The organism is Aurantibacillus circumpalustris (assembly GCF_029625215.1).
Classification (GTDB): domain Bacteria; phylum Bacteroidota; class Bacteroidia; order B-17B0; family Aurantibacillaceae; genus Aurantibacillus; species Aurantibacillus circumpalustris.
Window position 1 is genome coordinate 3624763 of sequence record NZ_CP121197.1, and the last position, 18119, is coordinate 3642881.

Annotated in this window: 13 protein-coding genes and 1 tRNA gene; 9 read left to right on the plus strand and 5 right to left on the minus strand. The window is 34.2% G+C overall.

Going from position 1 to position 18119, the window contains the following annotated elements:
- The first annotated feature begins 8 nt into the window (after positions 1-8).
- The 4 genes from P2086_RS15000 (at position 9) to P2086_RS15015 (ending at position 4078) form a co-directional block, all read left to right on the plus strand.
- Entirely contained in the window at positions 9-1184 is a 1176-nt protein-coding gene (locus P2086_RS15000; protein ID WP_317897565.1) for a 3-hydroxyacyl-CoA dehydrogenase NAD-binding domain-containing protein, read from the plus strand.
- 77 nt (positions 1185-1261) lie between these two features.
- A complete protein-coding gene (locus P2086_RS15005) occupies positions 1262-1792 on the plus strand; it encodes a hypothetical protein (protein WP_317897566.1) in 531 nt (176 codons plus the stop codon).
- Between the two features lie 134 nt (positions 1793-1926).
- On the plus strand, positions 1927-3288 hold the full coding sequence (locus tag P2086_RS15010; protein WP_317897567.1) for an HTTM domain-containing protein: 1362 nt from the start codon (positions 1927-1929) through the stop codon (positions 3286-3288).
- Positions 3278-4078, plus strand: coding sequence for an O-methyltransferase (locus tag P2086_RS15015; protein WP_317897568.1), 801 nt, complete (start codon positions 3278-3280; stop codon positions 4076-4078). The genes P2086_RS15010 and P2086_RS15015 overlap by 11 nt, the downstream gene beginning before the upstream one ends.
- A gap of 53 nt (positions 4079-4131) precedes the next feature.
- On the opposite strand, the gene P2086_RS15020 is transcribed toward P2086_RS15015, so the two are convergent.
- Positions 4132-5397, minus strand: coding sequence for a dihydroorotase (locus tag P2086_RS15020; RefSeq protein WP_317897569.1), 1266 nt, complete (start codon positions 5395-5397; stop codon positions 4132-4134).
- A 9-nt stretch (positions 5398-5406) separates the two neighbouring features.
- Complete coding sequence (locus tag P2086_RS15025; protein WP_317897570.1) at positions 5407-7458, minus strand: BatA domain-containing protein; 2052 nt, start codon at positions 7456-7458, stop codon at positions 5407-5409.
- Positions 7459-7763: 305 nt separating this feature from the next.
- Between P2086_RS15025 and P2086_RS15030 the strand changes: the two genes are divergently transcribed.
- On the plus strand, positions 7764-8402 hold the full coding sequence (locus P2086_RS15030; protein ID WP_317897571.1) for a hypothetical protein: 639 nt from the start codon (positions 7764-7766) through the stop codon (positions 8400-8402).
- Positions 8403-8520: 118 nt separating this feature from the next.
- Here the strand turns inward: P2086_RS15030 and P2086_RS15035 are convergent.
- Positions 8521-8594: transfer RNA gene (locus P2086_RS15035), tRNA-Met, on the minus strand.
- Between the two features lie 112 nt (positions 8595-8706).
- On the opposite strand from P2086_RS15035, the gene P2086_RS15040 reads away from it, so the two are divergent.
- Positions 8707-9789 carry an START-like domain-containing protein gene (locus P2086_RS15040; RefSeq protein WP_317897572.1) on the plus strand — a complete coding sequence of 361 codons (1083 nt, stop codon included), beginning with the start codon at positions 8707-8709 and terminating at the stop codon, positions 9787-9789.
- Positions 9790-9891: 102 nt separating this feature from the next.
- Here P2086_RS15040 and P2086_RS15045 read toward each other — a convergent pair whose 3' ends face one another.
- Entirely contained in the window at positions 9892-12348 is a 2457-nt protein-coding gene (locus tag P2086_RS15045; protein ID WP_317897573.1) for a TonB-dependent receptor, read from the minus strand.
- A gap of 324 nt (positions 12349-12672) precedes the next feature.
- Here P2086_RS15045 and P2086_RS15050 point away from each other — a divergent pair, with 324 nt between their 5' ends.
- The 3 genes from P2086_RS15050 (at position 12673) to P2086_RS15060 (ending at position 16098) form a co-directional block, all read left to right on the plus strand.
- Entirely contained in the window at positions 12673-13827 is a 1155-nt protein-coding gene (locus P2086_RS15050) for a 1-deoxy-D-xylulose-5-phosphate reductoisomerase (RefSeq protein ID WP_317897574.1), read from the plus strand.
- 120 nt (positions 13828-13947) lie between these two features.
- Positions 13948-15279, plus strand: a complete 1332-nt coding sequence (gene rseP, locus P2086_RS15055) for an RIP metalloprotease RseP (RefSeq protein WP_317897575.1) — start codon at positions 13948-13950, stop codon at positions 15277-15279.
- A 27-nt stretch (positions 15280-15306) separates the two neighbouring features.
- A complete protein-coding gene (locus P2086_RS15060; RefSeq protein ID WP_317897576.1) occupies positions 15307-16098 on the plus strand; it encodes a hypothetical protein in 792 nt (263 codons plus the stop codon).
- A gap of 106 nt (positions 16099-16204) precedes the next feature.
- Here P2086_RS15060 and htpG read toward each other — a convergent pair whose 3' ends face one another.
- Complete coding sequence (htpG, locus tag P2086_RS15065) at positions 16205-18106, minus strand: molecular chaperone HtpG (RefSeq protein ID WP_317897577.1); 1902 nt, start codon at positions 18104-18106, stop codon at positions 16205-16207.
- Positions 18107-18119 lie beyond the last annotated feature (13 nt).

Here is an 18119-nt window from a genome sequence, read left to right on the forward strand (position 1 = left end):
ACCTGTTTATGTTTACAAAAAAGTCAGAGATTGGTGTAATTGGAAGTGGTGCCATGGGAAGCGGAATAGCACAAGTTGCAGCCACAGCTGGTCACCGAGTATTGGTATACGATAATAATAAAAAAGCTTTACAACAATCAGAACTCAATTTAAAAAAAACACTAACTAAGCTTGTTGAGAAACAAAAAATAAACTTAGAACAACAAACAAACGTTCTAGCTAATATTCATTTTGTAAATGAACTTACTCAACTTTCTTCGAGCGATCTTATAATTGAAGCCATTGTTGAAAATCTTGAAATTAAAAAATCAGTTTTCAAAGACTTAGAGAAAACAGTTAAAGGAGAATGTGTGCTAGCATCCAACACTTCATCGCTCTCAATTACCTCCATTGCTTCAGCTTGCGAAAAACCTGAACGCGTAATTGGAATTCATTTTTTTAACCCACCAACTCTTATGCCTCTGGTGGAAATAATTCCCGGTATTGCAACAAACGAAAACATTACTATTGCCTGCAAATCGCTTATCGATACCTGGGGAAAAGTGACGGTTATTGTAAAAGACACCCCAGGATTTATTGTCAACCGCGTTGCAAGACCTTTTTACAGCGAAGCGCTACGAATATTTGAAGAAGGAATTGCTGATATTTCTACCATCGATTGGGCCATGAAAGAAATTGGTGGTTTCAGAATGGGACCTTTTGAATTAATGGATCTCATTGGGCATGATGTAAATTATGTAGTTACTGAAACCGTATGGAAACAATTTTATTATGACCCGAAGTTTAAGCCAGCACTTTCACAAAAACGACTGTTGGAAGCAGGATTTTTAGGGAGAAAAAGTGGAAAAGGCTTTTATAATTATGCAGAAGGTGCAAGTTCTCCAGAACCTACAAAGAATAAAGAACTTGGACAACAAATTTTTACCAGAATTCTTGTTATGTTGATTAATGAAGCTGCCGACACGCTTTATTTAAAAGTAGCCTCAGCAAACGACATTGATTTAGCCATGACAAAAGGAGTTAATTATCCGAAAGGTCTTCTCAAATGGGCCGACGAACTCGGAGTTGACAATGTTGTAAAACAACTTACAGCTTTAAAAGACTTTTATGAAGAAGATCGCTACAGAATTAGCCCTTTGCTAAAGCAGAATTTTGTACTTAAAAAAACTTTTTATCCAAGTTAGTTAGCCTAATTAAGCTTTTTTTAGAGAAATTTGCTCGATCAATACTTTTTGCCTATTTTTGATGTAATAGTTAATTTATGAAAAACTACTTTACCCTTATTGGATTAGTTATTGTTCTTAATGTTACATTTTCCTGCAAGGATAAAAATGACAAAGGTGCGATATCACCTGACTATAGCTCTACCGGCAATCCTTACCCAAATAATCAAACCGTTACGGGTTCTACTACTTTTACAAGTCCAGCGACTCAAAATACAAGCTTTATTGTTGGTGACATTGGATGGAGCAACCCAAGTTGTATTTCCACGTCGAGTACAGGCTTAAGAGCACAAAAAAACAATATTGATGTCATTCTTAGCTTTGCAAGCGCTGCAACAAATGGCACTTATGCAATTTCTAGTAACGTAGGTGCAGGCTCTTGTGTGCTCACAGCATACAACGTGCCAGATCAACCTGCAGGTGTTTATTGGTATGGTAAGGGAGGTTCTGTTATTATAACAACAAACGCTACTTCAATCAGTGCTAAGTTGGTTAATGTTGTTTGCACTCAAAAAGAATTTAACTTTCCTCAAGTTCTTATTTCAGGAGCTATAGGTTGTAGTCAATAAACAACCAAATTTAAAATTTTATAAAAGACAGATTCTATCTGTCTTTTTTTATTTTTACACCACTGTACACACTAACAAAAATAAAACGTTTTTTCGTAACCCATTACGCGCTCGATCTAAGAGCTCTTTCTTTGATGCGTATAGGCATAGCCTTGATTAGTATTGCAGACCTTTTAATTCGTGGCGCTGACTTAACAGCTCATTATACCGATCAAGGAATCTGGCCAATAAATCTTGTTTACAATTTCGGTTGGAACACTGGCTATTGGAGTCTACACACACTAAACGGTTCTTTCAATTTTGAGCTGAGTTTATTTATACTGCATTTCGTTTTTGCGATTTGTCTACTTATTGGTTTTAAAACACGTTTATTTACAATTCTTGTATGGCTGCTCACCATCTCTCTTCATAATAGAAATGTTTATGTATTACAAGCAGGCGATGATCTTTTAAGGCTGATACTTATGTGGGGAATCCTCATACCCTGGCAAGCCTATTACTCAATGGATTCCAAATTAAAACCTTTCAAAACAAAACAAAACATATATAGTAACTTTGGTTATTTGCTGCTTCTTGCCTCGGTTTATTTTTTCTCAACTACTCTGAAAACAAGTAACGAGTGGCATTCTGAAGGTACGGCTATTTATTACGCACTCAGTCTTGAACAAATACGCTTACCAGTTGGTGACTGGTTGTATCAATTTCCAGGTCTATTAAAAGTACTTACGCATTTAGTATTCTATACGGAACTTGCGTTAGTTGTGTTGATTCTGTATCCCCTAAAAAAAGGCACCTCGCGATTTCTTGCTTTTACTTTACTTGTTATAATTCATGTAGGCATTGGTCTAACTCTTTATGTAGGTTTGTTTTTCCTAATTAGTATTGTTTCTGGAATTGGTTTATTACCTGCTTTTGTTATGGATCGTTTTGATGCTCTTTTAAAACTAAAGAAAAAAGTTAGCCTTATCAATCAAGCTAAATCAAATTTTACTAAATGGCTTAATATTGGTTTATGTACATTTCTGATATTTTTCTGTCTTATGACAAATTTAGGGTCTGTCAATTGGTTTCCTTATGAAATGAGAAATGAATTAACAGTTACCACTAACGCTTTAAGACTAAATCAATATTGGGGAATGTTTTCACCTTCAGTTCTTAAAAAGGACGGCTGGTTTGTTTATTATGGTAGAGATTCAATTGGAAGGCAATGGGATCTTAGGCGCAATGAAGATTACGTAGATTTCTCAAAACCAAAACGATTAGTGAGTATGTACAAAAGTGACAGGTGGCGCAAACTTGCTGAGAACCTTCAAAGCGATCGCTATATATTTTTGCGTCCTTTATTTTGCAAGTATATTCTTCATAAATGGAACAAAAAACATTCTAAGAAAAAAATTAGTTCGTTGAGTGTTTATTTTATGGAGAAGGAAAATTTACCAAACTATAGTACTTCAACTCCTGTTAAAACCTTACATTGTTTGTGTTATGACGATTAATATTCATCAAATAAAACATTTCATTGGCCACTTTATTTTAGCAAAAAGAAACGGACATGGAATTCACTCGCCCTTTGCTTACCAATTGTGTGAGGAAGTATTTTATAACCACAATCAATTTTACGACTTTAAATCCCTAAATTCTATTAGAAATGGTTTACTCGCCAATCAAACAAAACTTAGTATTGAAGATTTTGGTGCTGGCTCCAAAACATTTAAAACGAATACAAGAACAATAAAAGATATCGCCTCAAAAGGTATTAGCAGCAGAAAACAATCAGAATTACTCTACAAACTTCTAAATTTCTTAAAGTGTAAAAATGTTATTGAACTAGGAACCGCTCTTGGTTTAAACACCTTGTATCTGGCTCTTGCTAATAAAAAAGCTCAAGTAATCAGTATAGAAGGTAGTTCCGAGCTTTATAATTTCGCACAACAACTTTCAAAAAAAAACAATACAGGTAATATTCATTTCACAAATAATGTTTTTGATAAGGCCTTACCAGAAACCCTTACTAGTTTAAACGAACTCGATTTTTTATATGTAGATGGTAATCATACTTACGAGGCTACTTTAAATTATTTCCATCAGGCGCTCAAAAAAAAACACAACAATTCTGTTTTTATATTTGATGATATCTATTGGAGTAAAGGAATGACAAAGGCTTGGCAAGAAATAAAAAAGCATCCATCTGTACGTTTAAGTATAGATTCCTTCTATTTTGGGATGGTGTTTTTTAAAGAAGAACTAAAAGAAAAAGTAGATCTAAAACTTTTCTTACACTATTAAATCGCTGTTGACAATTCTAAATCAATATGTTACTTCTATCAAGATCAGAAGAATCAATTAAAAAAACTCTTAGTTCCGTTTAAGATTCCCACTACTTTACCTTTTAAGTCTTGCCCGAAAAAAGGTGAATTCCGCGAACGAGAATGATTGGAATCTTCTGTAAAACTTGTATTCTTATCAATCACAAATAAAGTAAGGTTAGCTGTTTCATTCACTTTCACCTCAAACTGGTCTATACCTAGAATTTTTCTTGGGTTGTAGGTTAAAGCGTGAACAATACTTTCAATGTTTTTTTCCTTTAATCCTTCAAGTGCACAATTAAATGCAGTTTGAAGATTAATCATTCCCATGTCAGCATGATCAAATTCTAACTCTTTACTTTCTGCATCTTGAGGAAGATGATCGCTTACAATCACGTCAATAGTGCCATTCTCCACTGCAGTTCTTAATGCTTGCACATCTTTCTTTGTTCTGAGCGGAGGGTCTAATTTATAATTCGTATCAAAGTCTTTTAAAACAGAATCGTCCAGAAATAAATTTACAGCAGCAACGCCACAGGTAACATTCATCCCAGCAGACTTTGCCTTTTTAATAAGTTCTGCACTTCCTTTGGTACTGATGGTTGGAATATGAATGCGGCCGTTCGTATATTCAAGTATTGATAAATTTCGTTGAACCATTAATTCCTCTGCAAGAGCCGGCATTCCTTTTAAACCAAGCGTTGTAGCCACTGCTCCTTCATTCATTTGGCCGGCCATTGAAATACTTTCGTCGTTACAATGAGTTACAACTAATGTTTCAATATTATCGGCATATTGCAGCGCACGCATAACCATACCAGCATCTTTAATTGGGTGCTTATAATCGCTAAAGGCAATGGCCCCAGACATTTTCATATCATACATTTCTGCCATATCCTTACCATTACCACCCACAGTAATAGTTCCAAAAGGCAAAACACTTACGATTTTATTGCGGGTTTTATTAATTAAATATTCAATTTGCGACTTGTTGTCAAGTGCTGGTAAATTATAATTATGTACACAAACAGCAGTAAATCCTCCTGCCGCTGCACATTTAATCATGGTATCTAAATTCTCTTTGTACTCAAACCCTGGATCGCAACTCGCTGTCTGCATGTCTATCCATCCTGCCGAAACATGTAACCCTTTTTCTTCAATAATTTTCACATTTCCTTTAGGAGAAATTGTTTTTTTTATATCAACAATTACTCCTCCTTCAATAAGAATGTCCATCACCTTATTATTTAAAGCTGTGTTGGACGAAATAATTGTAGCCTCCTTAATTAGTATGTTCATGTGATAATTTTATTTTAATAATCGTAATAAAGCTATTTCTGTGGCAATAAATAACAAGGCTAAAATTATAAATAATTTCCATAATTTTTTCCCTTCAACGCCTAACTCAATTTGTTTTGAGATATCGCCACTAGTTTCATTAAAAATAGTAACCGATTTCCAACCCTTTTCTTCAATTGTTTTAGTTAATTCTTCCTTCGAATAACAATTAAGGTTTGACTCCTTTCTTGAATAATTAAAAGCCACAGGTAGCAATGCAGTGCCAATATGGCTAACTTCATAAAATCCTGGAGTATTCACGTGACCTTGCGTATATATAAAAACACTGTTATTTACACTACGGATTTCAGGAATAATATCAATGGTGCTATCTGTTTTAATGATATGTGGTGGCTCTTCCCTTAAACGAGACGTGTTCTTAAGACTCATAACCACATTAGTACCAGACTGGTAAAATAAAGGCACCGACTGCAAACTACTAAAACTAATCTGATAAAAACTTGGCACGAATAAAGCGTGTTTATTAAAATTGGTAGCCCCGTCATTTAGTGCTCCCGAAAACAAATATACCAATGCGTTGTTGAGTCTCGCTCTACCTATAAAAACATCACCGTTTTGTAAAGTGACCAAGGGCTCAAAATCACTTCTGCTAGTTTTTACAAATGTGTAATGCTTATTAACAATCGGCAAATTCATCCGATCTTCTATTTTTTCAAAAACTCCACTATAAAACCCTGAGGCAATTTCGATTTTATCGGTTTTAAGTGCCGCACTATCTAATGAAATAAAAGCAGGTAACTTTAATGCCGCCAAAGCCAAATTATAGGAATCGTAATTTATTTTTAAAGAAGGAATAATAACAAGCGCTCCACCCTTATTTGTAAACTTTACAAGTTCTGAGACGATTCCACTGCTTAATTCTGACAATTCGTTTAATATAATAACATCGCTTGTTTTAAACGAAGTATAATCAATAGTTTGTTCTGAAAAAGAATTAAATTTAAAAAGGCTATCGTTTTTAAATAATGAAGAGAAGGAATTAGTGCCACTTTGATTCTTTCCGTTTATTAAGCTTACCGAAACATTCACCTTTGAATTAAAAGCAAAAAACAATTCATTATCAAACGTAACTGGATAATCTTCAATCTTAATTGAGCCATAGTTAAGTCCGCCTTCCTTGCACTCAAATGTGAATTTAATTTCAGCGTCTGAAAAAGGGTCTAAAGAAAAGGATGCTATTGCAATTTGTTGTTTATTAATAAACAATTTTGCTGAGCTGACATCAATTTTATTGTCTCCATTGTTTGTGATTTTTGCATGCATAATTTGAATAAACCCTTTTTGTTGAATCGGTGTTTCAAACCAACACGTATCAACAAATACGTTGTTTACTTTATTTGCAGTAAGAGGAATTAGAGCTGTTTGAATGGAAGTGTCTGGCCCAATTTTTTCCAAATTAAAAGTAGAACGTTGCGCGTCAGAAAAAACATAAATTTTCTTGTTAGCAAAACTGGAATTATTCAAAAAATCAGCTTGCCTTCTTACCACATCAGAAAGGTTTCGAACGGATGAAGACACTTTAATCTCATCAATTATATTCAGTGCATTTTCTTTTGTATTAAACCGTTGATGCTTACCTTCAAAATCGTTCGTGATTATTTGAAATTTATCTGCATTACTGTACACTTTGAGAACGTTTTTTGCCTGAGATTTTGCCATTTCAAGCAAAGGGCCCTGCTTATTTACATTGACCATACTAAAAGAATTATCAATATAAATACTAATTGCATTAATACCATTATTTTTTGCAGGACTGTTTTCGTTTTGAATAATTGGCTGACTAAAAGCTAAAACAAGGCAAATAATTGCAAAACACCTCGCTATTAAAACAAGGATTTGTTTCAATCGCGATTTTGATTTACTTTCTTGTTGAAGTTCCTTTAAGAATTTAACATTAGTAAAATAGACCTTTGTGTATTTTCTGAAATTAAATAAATGAATGATTATTGGTATAGCGATTGCCGCTAAAGCCCATAAAAACAAGGGAGAAACAAACGTCATAGCTCATAAAAGTACTAATTTGATTTCTGTAAGACAATACTTGTTTAGCATCTTTTAAGAAAGATATTTACGTTCTTTTTAAATTCAAGATTTTGTTTCATTAAACCACAAATCTAAAAATCAATATAATCAGTGTAAAAACACAAAATTAGAAGTTCAGGACAATCTCTTGATTTTTGGCCCTCAATATAGGTCTGATTAATCATTTATTGACCCCCCGGGGCATCCAAACCTTTAAATACTCACGAATAATTTAATACTGCAATAATATTATTCCTATATTTACCTTACTAATACCACATATCATGAACTCTGCAATCGCGGTAATCGGAAAAAATTTAATTTTAATTGGACTCGTATTTCTTTCGACTTTTAATTTTATGTTTGGCTGGTTAAACATAAGGGAATTGCTCGGTGTACAAAGTCTTGTTGGTCTTGCTTACATTTTTTTAAGTTGTTACGAATACCTTAATGCCAGTTATAAGGCTTCCCTACCAGTTCAGCGCTATCCATACTTTACCAGTAAATTTATAATGTTTAGAGCATTAAAAATCGCTGTGTTTATTTCTTTTGCTATTCTTCTATTCGCTTCGCGCACAAGCATAAAATATATTTATCCTATTTGTATAATTATTGCAGGCACGGAAGGAGTTATTCTCTACTTAAAATATAAAAAAGGGCTTTGTTTCGTAAATGTTTATGCGAATTATATTCTCATAATGGAAAGCAGAGTCACTAAACTTTTCGCTTCAGAAATTCTTCTCATAGAATTCCGTCACGGTATTTTTTACTTTGTAAAGAAAAATCGCAAAACAGTGTCCATAAAATTGGAACACATCCGTTACCACGAAGCTTTTGTGCAAGCCATAAACAGTTGGATTAACAGGAACAATATTTTGGTAAGTGCTGAATCTAAAGTTAAAATATCAGAACTTATTGCTTAAATAGAAGTTTTTTTAGCGAAAAACTTAATCCGTTGATTATAAATATCTTAAGCGCTTAAAACGCCTCAATGCAACCCAGTAAAAAACCCCTAAAGAACTAATCTTCAAGGGTTTACAGTAGCGGGAAGGTGAATCGAACACCCGACCTCAGGGTTATGAATCCTGCGCTCTAACCATCTGAGCTACCCCGCCGTTTTCGGGCTGCAAATATAAAACAAACATGAGCATTAGCCAAACATTTTTTTGAAGGATTTAATTTGCTTTGATGTAATTTTTTTATATATTTCACAAAATTTTAGAGAGTATGTCGAAAACGAAAAAGGTTATTAAGAAGACTGCAAAAAAAGGTCCTGTTAAAAAGCCTCTCAAAAAGGCTGCAAAACCTTCCCCAAAAAAGAAAGCGGCCAAAACTCCTTCTAAGCCTATTAAAAAGTCCACCTCAGGTGTGAAAACTAAACCAGTTGTTAAAAAATCGTCCTCAAAAGCTGCTAAACCAGTTGTTGCAAAGAAAAAAGCTCCAGCAAAAGCATCAAAGTCAAAAACTACAGTTAAGATTTCTCCTAAAAGTGTATCAAAAAATACTAAGCCTAAAAAGGTATCTGCTCCAGTTAAATTAAAAAAAGTAGCTCCAGTAAAGAAAAAGGAAGTCAAAAAAACAGTCCCTAAAACTGTCGGCAAAAAACCAATTGCTAAAACTATTAAAAAGGTGGAACCCAAGAAAGAATTGGCGAAACCCATTGCTTCCAAAAAAATTGAGACTAAGGCCGCACCAGCACCAAAAAAAGAAACTGCTGCTCAAATTGAAAAGGCAAGAAAAGCGGAAGAACTTAGTTTAAAAAAACAAGAAGCTGAAAGAAAATCCAACGAGGTACTTGCTATCACTAATACAATTCCTGTGAAGGAAAAAAATGAAATTTCTCTTTCTAAAATCGCATCTATTTCGCACTCCATTACAAATCCCGTTAAGAAAACAGATTCTTATGCGATTAAACCTGAAAAAGAACCAAATGGTAAATTTGAACTCGAATTTGTAGTTCACTCTTCAGCAGAAATGCTTTATGAGTTCTTATCAACGCCGAGTGGGCTTTCAGAGTGGTTTTGTGATGATTTAAATATTCGCAACGGTATTTACACTTTTATTTGGGACGATCAATTGCAACAAGCACGTTTATTGAAGACTGTGGATTTACAATTGGTGCGGTTTCAATGGGTAGATAAAACAGATGGTAGTTATTTTGAATTTAGAATTCAACGTGATGATTTAACCAATGACATTTCTCTTATTATTACAGATTTTGCTGAATCAGTTGGTGACCGTGAATCTGCGAAATTATTATGGCATAGTCAGATTGAAAAATTAATGCATGTAATAGGATCCATTTTCTAATTACAGTATTACTTCACAAAAAAATCCCGGTAAATTATTTACCGGGATTTTTTTATTTAATCAGTTCGCTAAGAAACGCAAGCACTAACCAGTTTTTAGTCATTAAAACTTCAAACTTATTCCACCCAAAAAATTAAGTGGAGCAGATGGGGCAAAATAGTTGTAAGTATAAAGCTTTGCGTCGGTATAGTAACTATATGTATAACCATTCGTTTCATATTTGGTATTAAGCACATTGTAAACACTTAACATAAACCCAATTTCGGGTATTAATTTAGTTTTGATTGTGTAATTTAATCTGACATCTAAAACATTATAAGGCTTTATACTGCGTTTTACATTCGTTGTGTTGTCCAGATATTGCAGCCCCACATTTTTATCAATTAAAGATATTTCCAGGCCTTTAAGCGGTTTAATAGTGAGTACCAAAGAAGAAACGGTATTTGGAGAAAAAGAAATATCTGTGTTTCTATACTCATTTTTGTATTGAGTACTAATAGAATAATCTGCATTGCTGCTGTCGATGTATTCAACAAACTTTGCGATTTTATTTTGTGATACAGCTAAGTTAGCACCTAAGGCCAAGTATTTGTTCAATTTAATATTCACCTCCACTTCAACACCTCGTCTATAACTGCTTGCAACATTAACCCTATTATAAGCACCAACATTGTTAACTTGACCGTTAAGAACCAATTGATTTTTATATTGCATGTTATAAAAATTTGCCGAGAGCGTTATTTTTTTCTTTGTGTAGTGAGCTCCAGCTTCAATATCCATTAATTGCTCATGTTTTGGACGACTTTGAGGACTGCTTTGAACAAAATCGTCGCGATTAGGCTCTTTGTTTGCAAACGCAAGTGAAGCGTAAATATTTAAATTTTTATTAGCGTCATAGCTCAAACCAAACTTAGGATTAAAAAAAGTGTAAGACTGGATTTGTTTTTTTTCTTCTAAAAGATCATTGAATCCAACAAAAGTATAATCAACCTGCCTCGCCTGTAAATCCACAAAAACGTTCAGGTTAGAAAATGGTTTGTAATTTGTTTTTAAATAAGCATTTGCGTCATTCTTATTTGCAACATCCAAATAGTACTGATGATCAATTTCCGCGTTAGAGGCATATTGTGCCCACATCACTCTTCCAAAATGCTTTCCAAAATAAGTATTGTAACCACCACCTAATGTGAACAATAACCGAGAATTGGCAGTATAATTAAAATTACAAATTGCTCCAGCAAAATCATTATCTAACCATAAGCGGCGAATTAAATTTGTTTCTCTTATGGTATCGTCACCAATAATTACATTTTCTAGTCCATACTTTGAAAGTTTTGCCCCTGAGCCTCCTACTAAAGCTTCTTTTGCTGGGTTTTTATATTGTTCGTAATAACCTTTCCCTTTTGTATAGTGGGCTGTAATATTAAAATTCATTCTTGAATTCACTTGGTGAATAAAATGCAATTGAAAATTATTTTGTTTATAATTATCTGTTTCATTTTTGTAATGCTGCAATGCACCAGTAGCATCGTAATATTCACCGCTAGGATTATAGGTGCGATTTCCATTCTTTATAGAATCTTCAGGCACGTAATACCAAGCTTGATAAGTTTTTTCCTGCCCTAGAAAATTAATAAATTTTAAAACTGATTTTTTACCATAATAACCGGCTGCTATATAATACGACTGCAAATTTGATTTAGCTCTATCAATGTAACCGTTGCTCGAAATATTGGATGCTCTCGCGTCTAAAGTAAATTTATTATTTAAGAGTCCGGTGCCAGCCGCAAGTGTATTTCTAAGGGTTCCGTATGAGCCAGCTGTTGAAATCACATTTGCATAAGACTTGTCTTTCAAGTCGTTTGTTTGAAAATTAATAGTTGCCCCAAAAGAACCTGCTCCGTTGCTTGACGCACCTACACCGCGCTGTACTTGAATATTATTGGTGCTTGAAACCAGATCTGGCATGTCAACAAAATAAGAGCCTTGCGATTCAGCATCATTTATTGGTACGCCGTTAATTGTAACATTTATACGTGTTGCGTCGGAACCTCTGATTCTAATACCTGTGTATCCGACAGCGTTTCCTGCATCTGAATTTACTACCACGTTTGATAATTGATTCAACATGTAAGGTGCGTCTTGCCCCGTGTTTTGTTTTTTCAGGGTTTCTGAATCAATATTATTATATGCCATTCCATTGCCTTTGTCTACCCTGGTTGCGTTCACAACAACTTCATCTAAGTTTTTGTTCGAAGCAATTAACACTGGGTTAAACTCAGCGTTTGCAATAATATTTATTGTATCTATCCCGTCTAAATACCCCACACTTTTAGTTGCGAGAATGTAGACATCGTTTTCTAGATTTTTAAATTTAAAGTTACCATCAGCGTCTGCGGTAGCTGCTAATTGCGTGTTTTTTAGTCCTACAATGGCAAAAGGAATTGGTTCTCCGTTATTTGTTTTTACTTGCCCTGAAAGCGATAATTGAGCTTTCACACTCAAAGAGCAAACGAATGCGCCGGCGAAAAAAGCCCTTGCGATTTTTTTGTTTTTCATTTTTTTATTTTCTTTTTAATTAAACATATTGATACAGGGGTGTATCAACTTTTAATTAGTTTTCCCTCCGCACGAATTACCGTGATCAGGTGTTTAACAGCAAATGTTGGTCATTTAACTGTTAACGGGTTTAATCTCAGCCTTATGAAATTAAAAATGTAAAATGAAGAATGTAAAATGAAAGATTATAGTAATTTTTCATTTTCCGACTTTTAATTTTTAATTTCTTAAAGCACCCCTTAAGACGCCGCAAAAGTACATTGTGTAAATGGATTGTGCAAAAAAATATTTTGAGTAACAGAAATAATGCTCAGTTTTGCACCAATGAAAGACAAAAAACGCATTGCCGTTATTGGAAGTACAGGGAGTATTGGAACACAGGCCCTTGAAGTTATTAAAGAACATTCAGAATGCTTTGAAACAGAAGTTTTAGTAGCCCATTCAAATGCAGATCTATTAATTAAACAAGCATTAGAACTTAATCCCAATGCGGTTGTGATAGGTGACGAATCAAAATACGCGCAAGTAAAAGAAGCCTTAATTCCTCACGATATAAAAGTATTTGCTGGTGCAAAAGCTGTTGAACAAATTGTTGAGATGGAAACCATTGATCTTGTGTTAGCCAGTATTGTTGGATATGCGGGGCTTGCAAGTACCATCAATGCCATTAAACATAAAAAACAAATTGCCCTGGCCAATAAAGAAACGATGGTAGTTGCGGGCGAGTTGGTAACAAAACTTGCGCTCGACAATGCCGTAAATATTTATCCCGTTGACAGCGAACATTCGGCTATTTTTCAATGTCTTGCTGGTGAGTGGGAAAATAAAGTAGAAAAAATTTACCTCACAGCTAGCGGTGGTCCGTTTAGAGGTAAAGACAAATCATTTTTAGAGACCGTAAAAAAAGAACAAGCTTTAAAACATCCTAACTGGGTGATGGGCTCTAAAATCACTATCGACTCTGCAAGTCTTATGAATAAAGGACTGGAAGTAATTGAAGCAAAGTGGCTATTTAACTTAGAAGTAAATCAAATTGATGTGATTGTGCATCCCCAAAGCATTGTGCACAGTCTTGTTCAGTTTGAAGATGGTAGCATGAAGGCGCAGATGGGTTTGCCAGATATGAAATTACCAATTCAATATGCCATGGCTTATCCTGAACGTTTAAAAAATAATTTTCCTCGATTCAATTTTCTTAACTATCCGAATCTAACTTTTGAAAAAGCAGATATGGAAGCGTTTCCCAACTTGGGACTTGCCTTTGAAGCCATTAAAAAAGGCGGTAACATGCCCTGTGTTTTAAATGCGGCTAATGAAATTGTTGTGCAGGCCTTTTTGGAGGATAAAATTGGTTTTTTGGAAATGAGTAGTGTTATTGAAAAAACCTTATCAAAAGTGGCTTTTATTAAATCGCCTGGGTATTCGCAATACATAGACAGCGATAGAGAAGCGAGGATTTTGGCGACAGAATTGATCTAAAATCATAATATTCTTTAAAAGAGAAGTAATTCCGTGCAAATCAGTCAAAAAACATTAATTTTACGCTGCTCGTAAATAAAATAAATTGCATTACGACGTCTTTACAATTTAACTTATACTATGTTCATAAAAATAGCTCAGCTTTTTCTCAGTTTAACCATTTTAGTTACGCTTCACGAATTCGGTCATTTTTGGTTTGCAAAACGTTTCAAGTGTCGTGTGGATAAATTCTATTTATTTTTTGACTTTTTGTTTCCATTTGCATCAGTGATGAACTTTGCACTTTGGAAAAAAAAGATTGGTGATACCGAATACGGCTTAGGATGGTTTCCATTTGGTGGCTATGTTCAAATTGCTGGCATGGTGGATGAGCAAATGGATAAAAGTTTAATAGATGCTCCACCACAACCTTGGGAATTGCGTAGTAAGCCAGCTTGGCAACGTTTACTGGTTATGATGGGCGGAATTTTAGTAAATCTTATTCTTGGTGTTTTTATTTTTTGGATGGCACTTATTGCTTACGGGAAAGAAACTCTACCTATCACTAACATTCCACATGGTTTAATGGTTGACAGTGCTGCTTACAATTTAGGTTTACGCAACGGCGATTTTATTACTTCACTTGATGGAAAACCTGTGCGTTCGATAAATCGCATTCCTGTTGAAATTATAATGAATGGAATCAACACCATTGAAGGAATTCATGCAACAGGTGAAAAATTTTCAATTCCAGTTAACAACGACGATCGTGGAAGGATTTTAAAACGGATGAAGAAATCAAACTTTGTTGCCGCTCGTTATATTCCTAGAGTAGATTCGGTTGATAACGCAAGTTTTGCTGCCAATGCAGACATTAAAAAAAATGATAGGATCATTGCAATAAATAATGTTGCTGTTACTTTTATTGATGAATACAAAAAACAAGTAGTTCAAAACAGGGGTAAAAAAATTGAAATCAGTTTATTAAGAGGATCGGACACTATTCGTACAAGCTGTCAAGTAGCTGAGACTGGGATTTTAGGTATCTATCAAGTACCGATGACGGAAATAAAGGTAGATGAACAAAAATTTAGTGTTGCGCAAGCTTTTGTGCAAGGCATTAAAGACGGTACCGAATTAATAGTAATGCAAGCAAAACAGTTTGTGGTTTTATTTACTGTTAAAGATGCTCATCAGCAAGTAGGAGGTTTTTACACTATGGTTCAACAAATGAACTCTGATTGGAACTGGCAGCAATTTTGGATGTTTACCGGCTTCCTGTCTTTAGCACTTGCGTTTATGAATTTCCTTCCTATTCCAATGTTAGATGGAGGTTATATCATGTTCATTTTATGGGAAATGATTACAGGAAAAAAAGTCTCTGATCAAGTTATTTATTATGCTAACAATGTTGGCTTATTTATTGTGTTAGGTCTTATGGTTTATGCCAATACCGACTGGCTCAGAAATTAAATAGGTTAACTTATTCCATTACTGAAAATGAGATGTTCGTGTATTATTTTTAGTTTTCTCGTCTTAACAATTGGCTTAAGCGCGCAAGAGTCTACGATCAGTCAGAAAAAAACAACTGAAAGAGAATCTGTTGCCGCACACAAAGCGATGATCATTCCCTTTTTGCCCAAGTTATATCTTGGAGAAATAGATCGAAACATTAATGCGGAAACTAAATTATCTTCGAAAGAAATTCGTCATAAATTCAGAGATGGATTAAATGAACAATTGTATAAAGCCTTTAAAACAGCCAAATACAATGTTGTGGATTTAATGGACGATACTGTAAAGTATAAAAAAGACCTTACTGGGATATACCAATACTTGAGTTATGAGTATTTAAAAGTTCCTGATCAAACTAATTACAAGGTTCCTAAAAAAGAAAAACAAGAAAAAAAAATTGAAAAGGGACAAGTAATTGTTGAGACTAACAGCGACAAACGTTTTATGGAAACAAGAATTACCAGCCCCAAGGTTGTTCCTGCACTTTATACCAAATACAAAACTGATATTTTTGTTTTTATTAATCAGTTGGACATGTTGGCCAGTGGCTCTAAAGATCCTGTGGAAATGGGATTAGGAAACCCTAACAGAAAAATTGTTGTACACTATACTGTATACACATACAATGGCAACGAAATTAATTCCGGCACGATTGAAGAAGAGTTTGATCCAGCCTTAAATAATCCAAAAAAAATAATTGATAAACATTTTTCAAAAATAGCACTAACCCTTGTGCAACGTGTAAATAAAGGTCTTTTAACTCTTGATCAGAAATAATGCTATTCAAAATTATTTCTACTTTATCACCAACATAAAACTTCTTTAAACAAAAAATCCGTTTACTGTTAAAAACAATAAACGGATCATGTAATTCAGAACTACTCTAAATCATCTCTACACTACGCTTAATAAAATTGGTAAGTTTTTCTCCCTTTAATAAGCCTTGTGATAAGAGTGCAAGGTCAGCTGCTTGTTTGGCTAAGGTTGTTTGTTTTTCCTTATTTGCTTCTGCAAGAATCTTCGTAATTAACGGATGATTTGAATTTACAACAAGGTTGTACATATCAGGCATACTTCCATAAAATCCCATAGAACCACCACCCATTTGATTCATGTCTTTCATTCTACGCATAAACTCTGGACGTGTAATGAGCATTGGAGAATCTTTCTCGCTTAAATTTTCAAACACAACATGAAATTGTTCCTTGTTTACAGCTTGTTCGATGATCGGTTGCAATTCCTTTTGTTGATCTTCTGTAATTTTACTTACCGTATTTTCTTCTTTGTTGATCAACTTGTCAATTGTATCTGAATCTACACGGACAAAAGAAATATCTTTTAATTTTCCTTCTAATTGATTGATGTAGTGTGGGTCAAGCATGGTTTCCATTAACAATACTTCGTATCCTCTACTCTTTGCAGCATCAATATACGCATGTTGCTCATCTACATTAGTTGCATATAAATACACAATCTTTTTGTCTTTATTTGTTTGAAGAGCTTTTACTTTATTTTCAAATTCTTCAAAGGTGTGAAACTTGCCATCGGTTGTTTTAAGCAGTGCAAATTTTATGGCTTTTTCATAAAATTTTTCGTCGCTAATCATTCCATACTGTACAAATATTTTTATGTCATCCCACTTTTTCTCGAAATCAGCGCGTTCCTTTTTAAAAAGTTCTTCTAATTTATCTGCTACCTTTTTAGTAATATGACTCGCGATCTTTTTCACATTGCCATCCGCTTGAAGGTAACTTCTGCTAACATTTAAAGGAATATCCGGACTATCAATAACACCACGTAGTAAAGTAAGAAAGTCTGGTACAATATTCTCAACATTATCTGTTACAAACACCTGATTTGAATAGAGTTGAATTCTATCCTTAGGCATTTCAAGCTTATTGCTAAGTTTAGGGAAGTATAAAATACCCGTAAGATTAAAAGGAAAGTCAACATTTAAATGAATCCAAAAAAGAGGTTCGTCAAATTGCATCGGATACAATTCACGGTAAAAGCTCTTATAATCGTCGTCTGTTAAATCAACTGGTTTTTTTGTCCAAGCTGGTGTTGGATTATTAATAATGTTATCAACCTCTATCTCTTCCTGCTTAACATCTTCTGGTTTTTGCCCTTCTTTTAACTCAGGCGTAACGCGGTCTTTACGTGTGCCAAATTTAATTTCAACTGGTAAAAATTTACAGTATTTGGTAAGTAATTCGTCAATTTTGAATTTCTCAAGATATTCCTCACAATCGTCAGCAATATGAAGTACGATATTTGTTCCTCTATCCTTCCTGTTCTCAATTTCTTCAATTTGATATTCAGGACTTCCATCACATTCCCAACGAACAGCCTTTGATCCCTCCTTATATGAAAGAGAAAAAATTTCAACTTTTTTTGCAACCATAAAGGCTGAATAAAAGCCCAAGCCAAAATGTCCTATAACAACATTTTTGTCAACTTTATCTTTGTACTTATTAACGAATTCTTCAGCCCCACTAAAAGCAATTTGAGTAATGTATTTTTCAACATCCTCTTTTGTCATACCTATACCTTTATCTTTAATGGTAATGGTCTTGTCACTTTTGTCAACTTCAATTTCAATTTTAATATCGCCCAAATCTCCCTGCACCTCACCCATGCTTGCGAGTGCTTTGAGTTTCTGCGTAGCATCTACTGCATTACTTACCAATTCTCTTAAAAAAATCTCATTGTCACTATAAAGAAACTTCTTTATAATTGGGAAAATATTTTCCGTTTGTACATTAATTTTTCCTTTTGTGCTCATGTTTTAAATATTA

Excerpts from the sequence above, each read along its gene's own strand:
- P2086_RS15000 (WP_317897565.1), top strand. The coding sequence starts at position 9 with ATGTTTACAAAAAAGTCAGAGATTGGTGTAATTGGAAGTGGTGCCATG.
- P2086_RS15050 (WP_317897574.1), top strand. The coding sequence starts at position 12,673 with ATGAAAGACAAAAAACGCATTGCCGTTATTGGAAGTACAGGGAGTATT.
- P2086_RS15005 (WP_317897566.1), top strand. The coding sequence starts at position 1,262 with ATGAAAAACTACTTTACCCTTATTGGATTAGTTATTGTTCTTAATGTT.
- P2086_RS15010 (WP_317897567.1), top strand. The coding sequence starts at position 1,927 with ATGCGTATAGGCATAGCCTTGATTAGTATTGCAGACCTTTTAATTCGT.
- rseP (WP_317897575.1), top strand. The coding sequence starts at position 13,948 with ATGTTCATAAAAATAGCTCAGCTTTTTCTCAGTTTAACCATTTTAGTT.
- P2086_RS15060 (WP_317897576.1), top strand. The coding sequence starts at position 15,307 with ATGAGATGTTCGTGTATTATTTTTAGTTTTCTCGTCTTAACAATTGGC.
- P2086_RS15025 (WP_317897570.1), bottom strand. The coding sequence starts at position 7,458 with ATGACGTTTGTTTCTCCCTTGTTTTTATGGGCTTTAGCGGCAATCGCT.
- P2086_RS15045 (WP_317897573.1), bottom strand. The coding sequence starts at position 12,348 with ATGAAAAACAAAAAAATCGCAAGGGCTTTTTTCGCCGGCGCATTCGTT.
- P2086_RS15015 (WP_317897568.1), top strand. The coding sequence starts at position 3,278 with ATGACGATTAATATTCATCAAATAAAACATTTCATTGGCCACTTTATT.
- htpG (WP_317897577.1), bottom strand. The coding sequence starts at position 18,106 with ATGAGCACAAAAGGAAAAATTAATGTACAAACGGAAAATATTTTCCCA.
- P2086_RS15030 (WP_317897571.1), top strand. The coding sequence starts at position 7,764 with ATGAACTCTGCAATCGCGGTAATCGGAAAAAATTTAATTTTAATTGGA.
- P2086_RS15020 (WP_317897569.1), bottom strand. The coding sequence starts at position 5,397 with ATGAACATACTAATTAAGGAGGCTACAATTATTTCGTCCAACACAGCT.
- P2086_RS15040 (WP_317897572.1), top strand. The coding sequence starts at position 8,707 with ATGTCGAAAACGAAAAAGGTTATTAAGAAGACTGCAAAAAAAGGTCCT.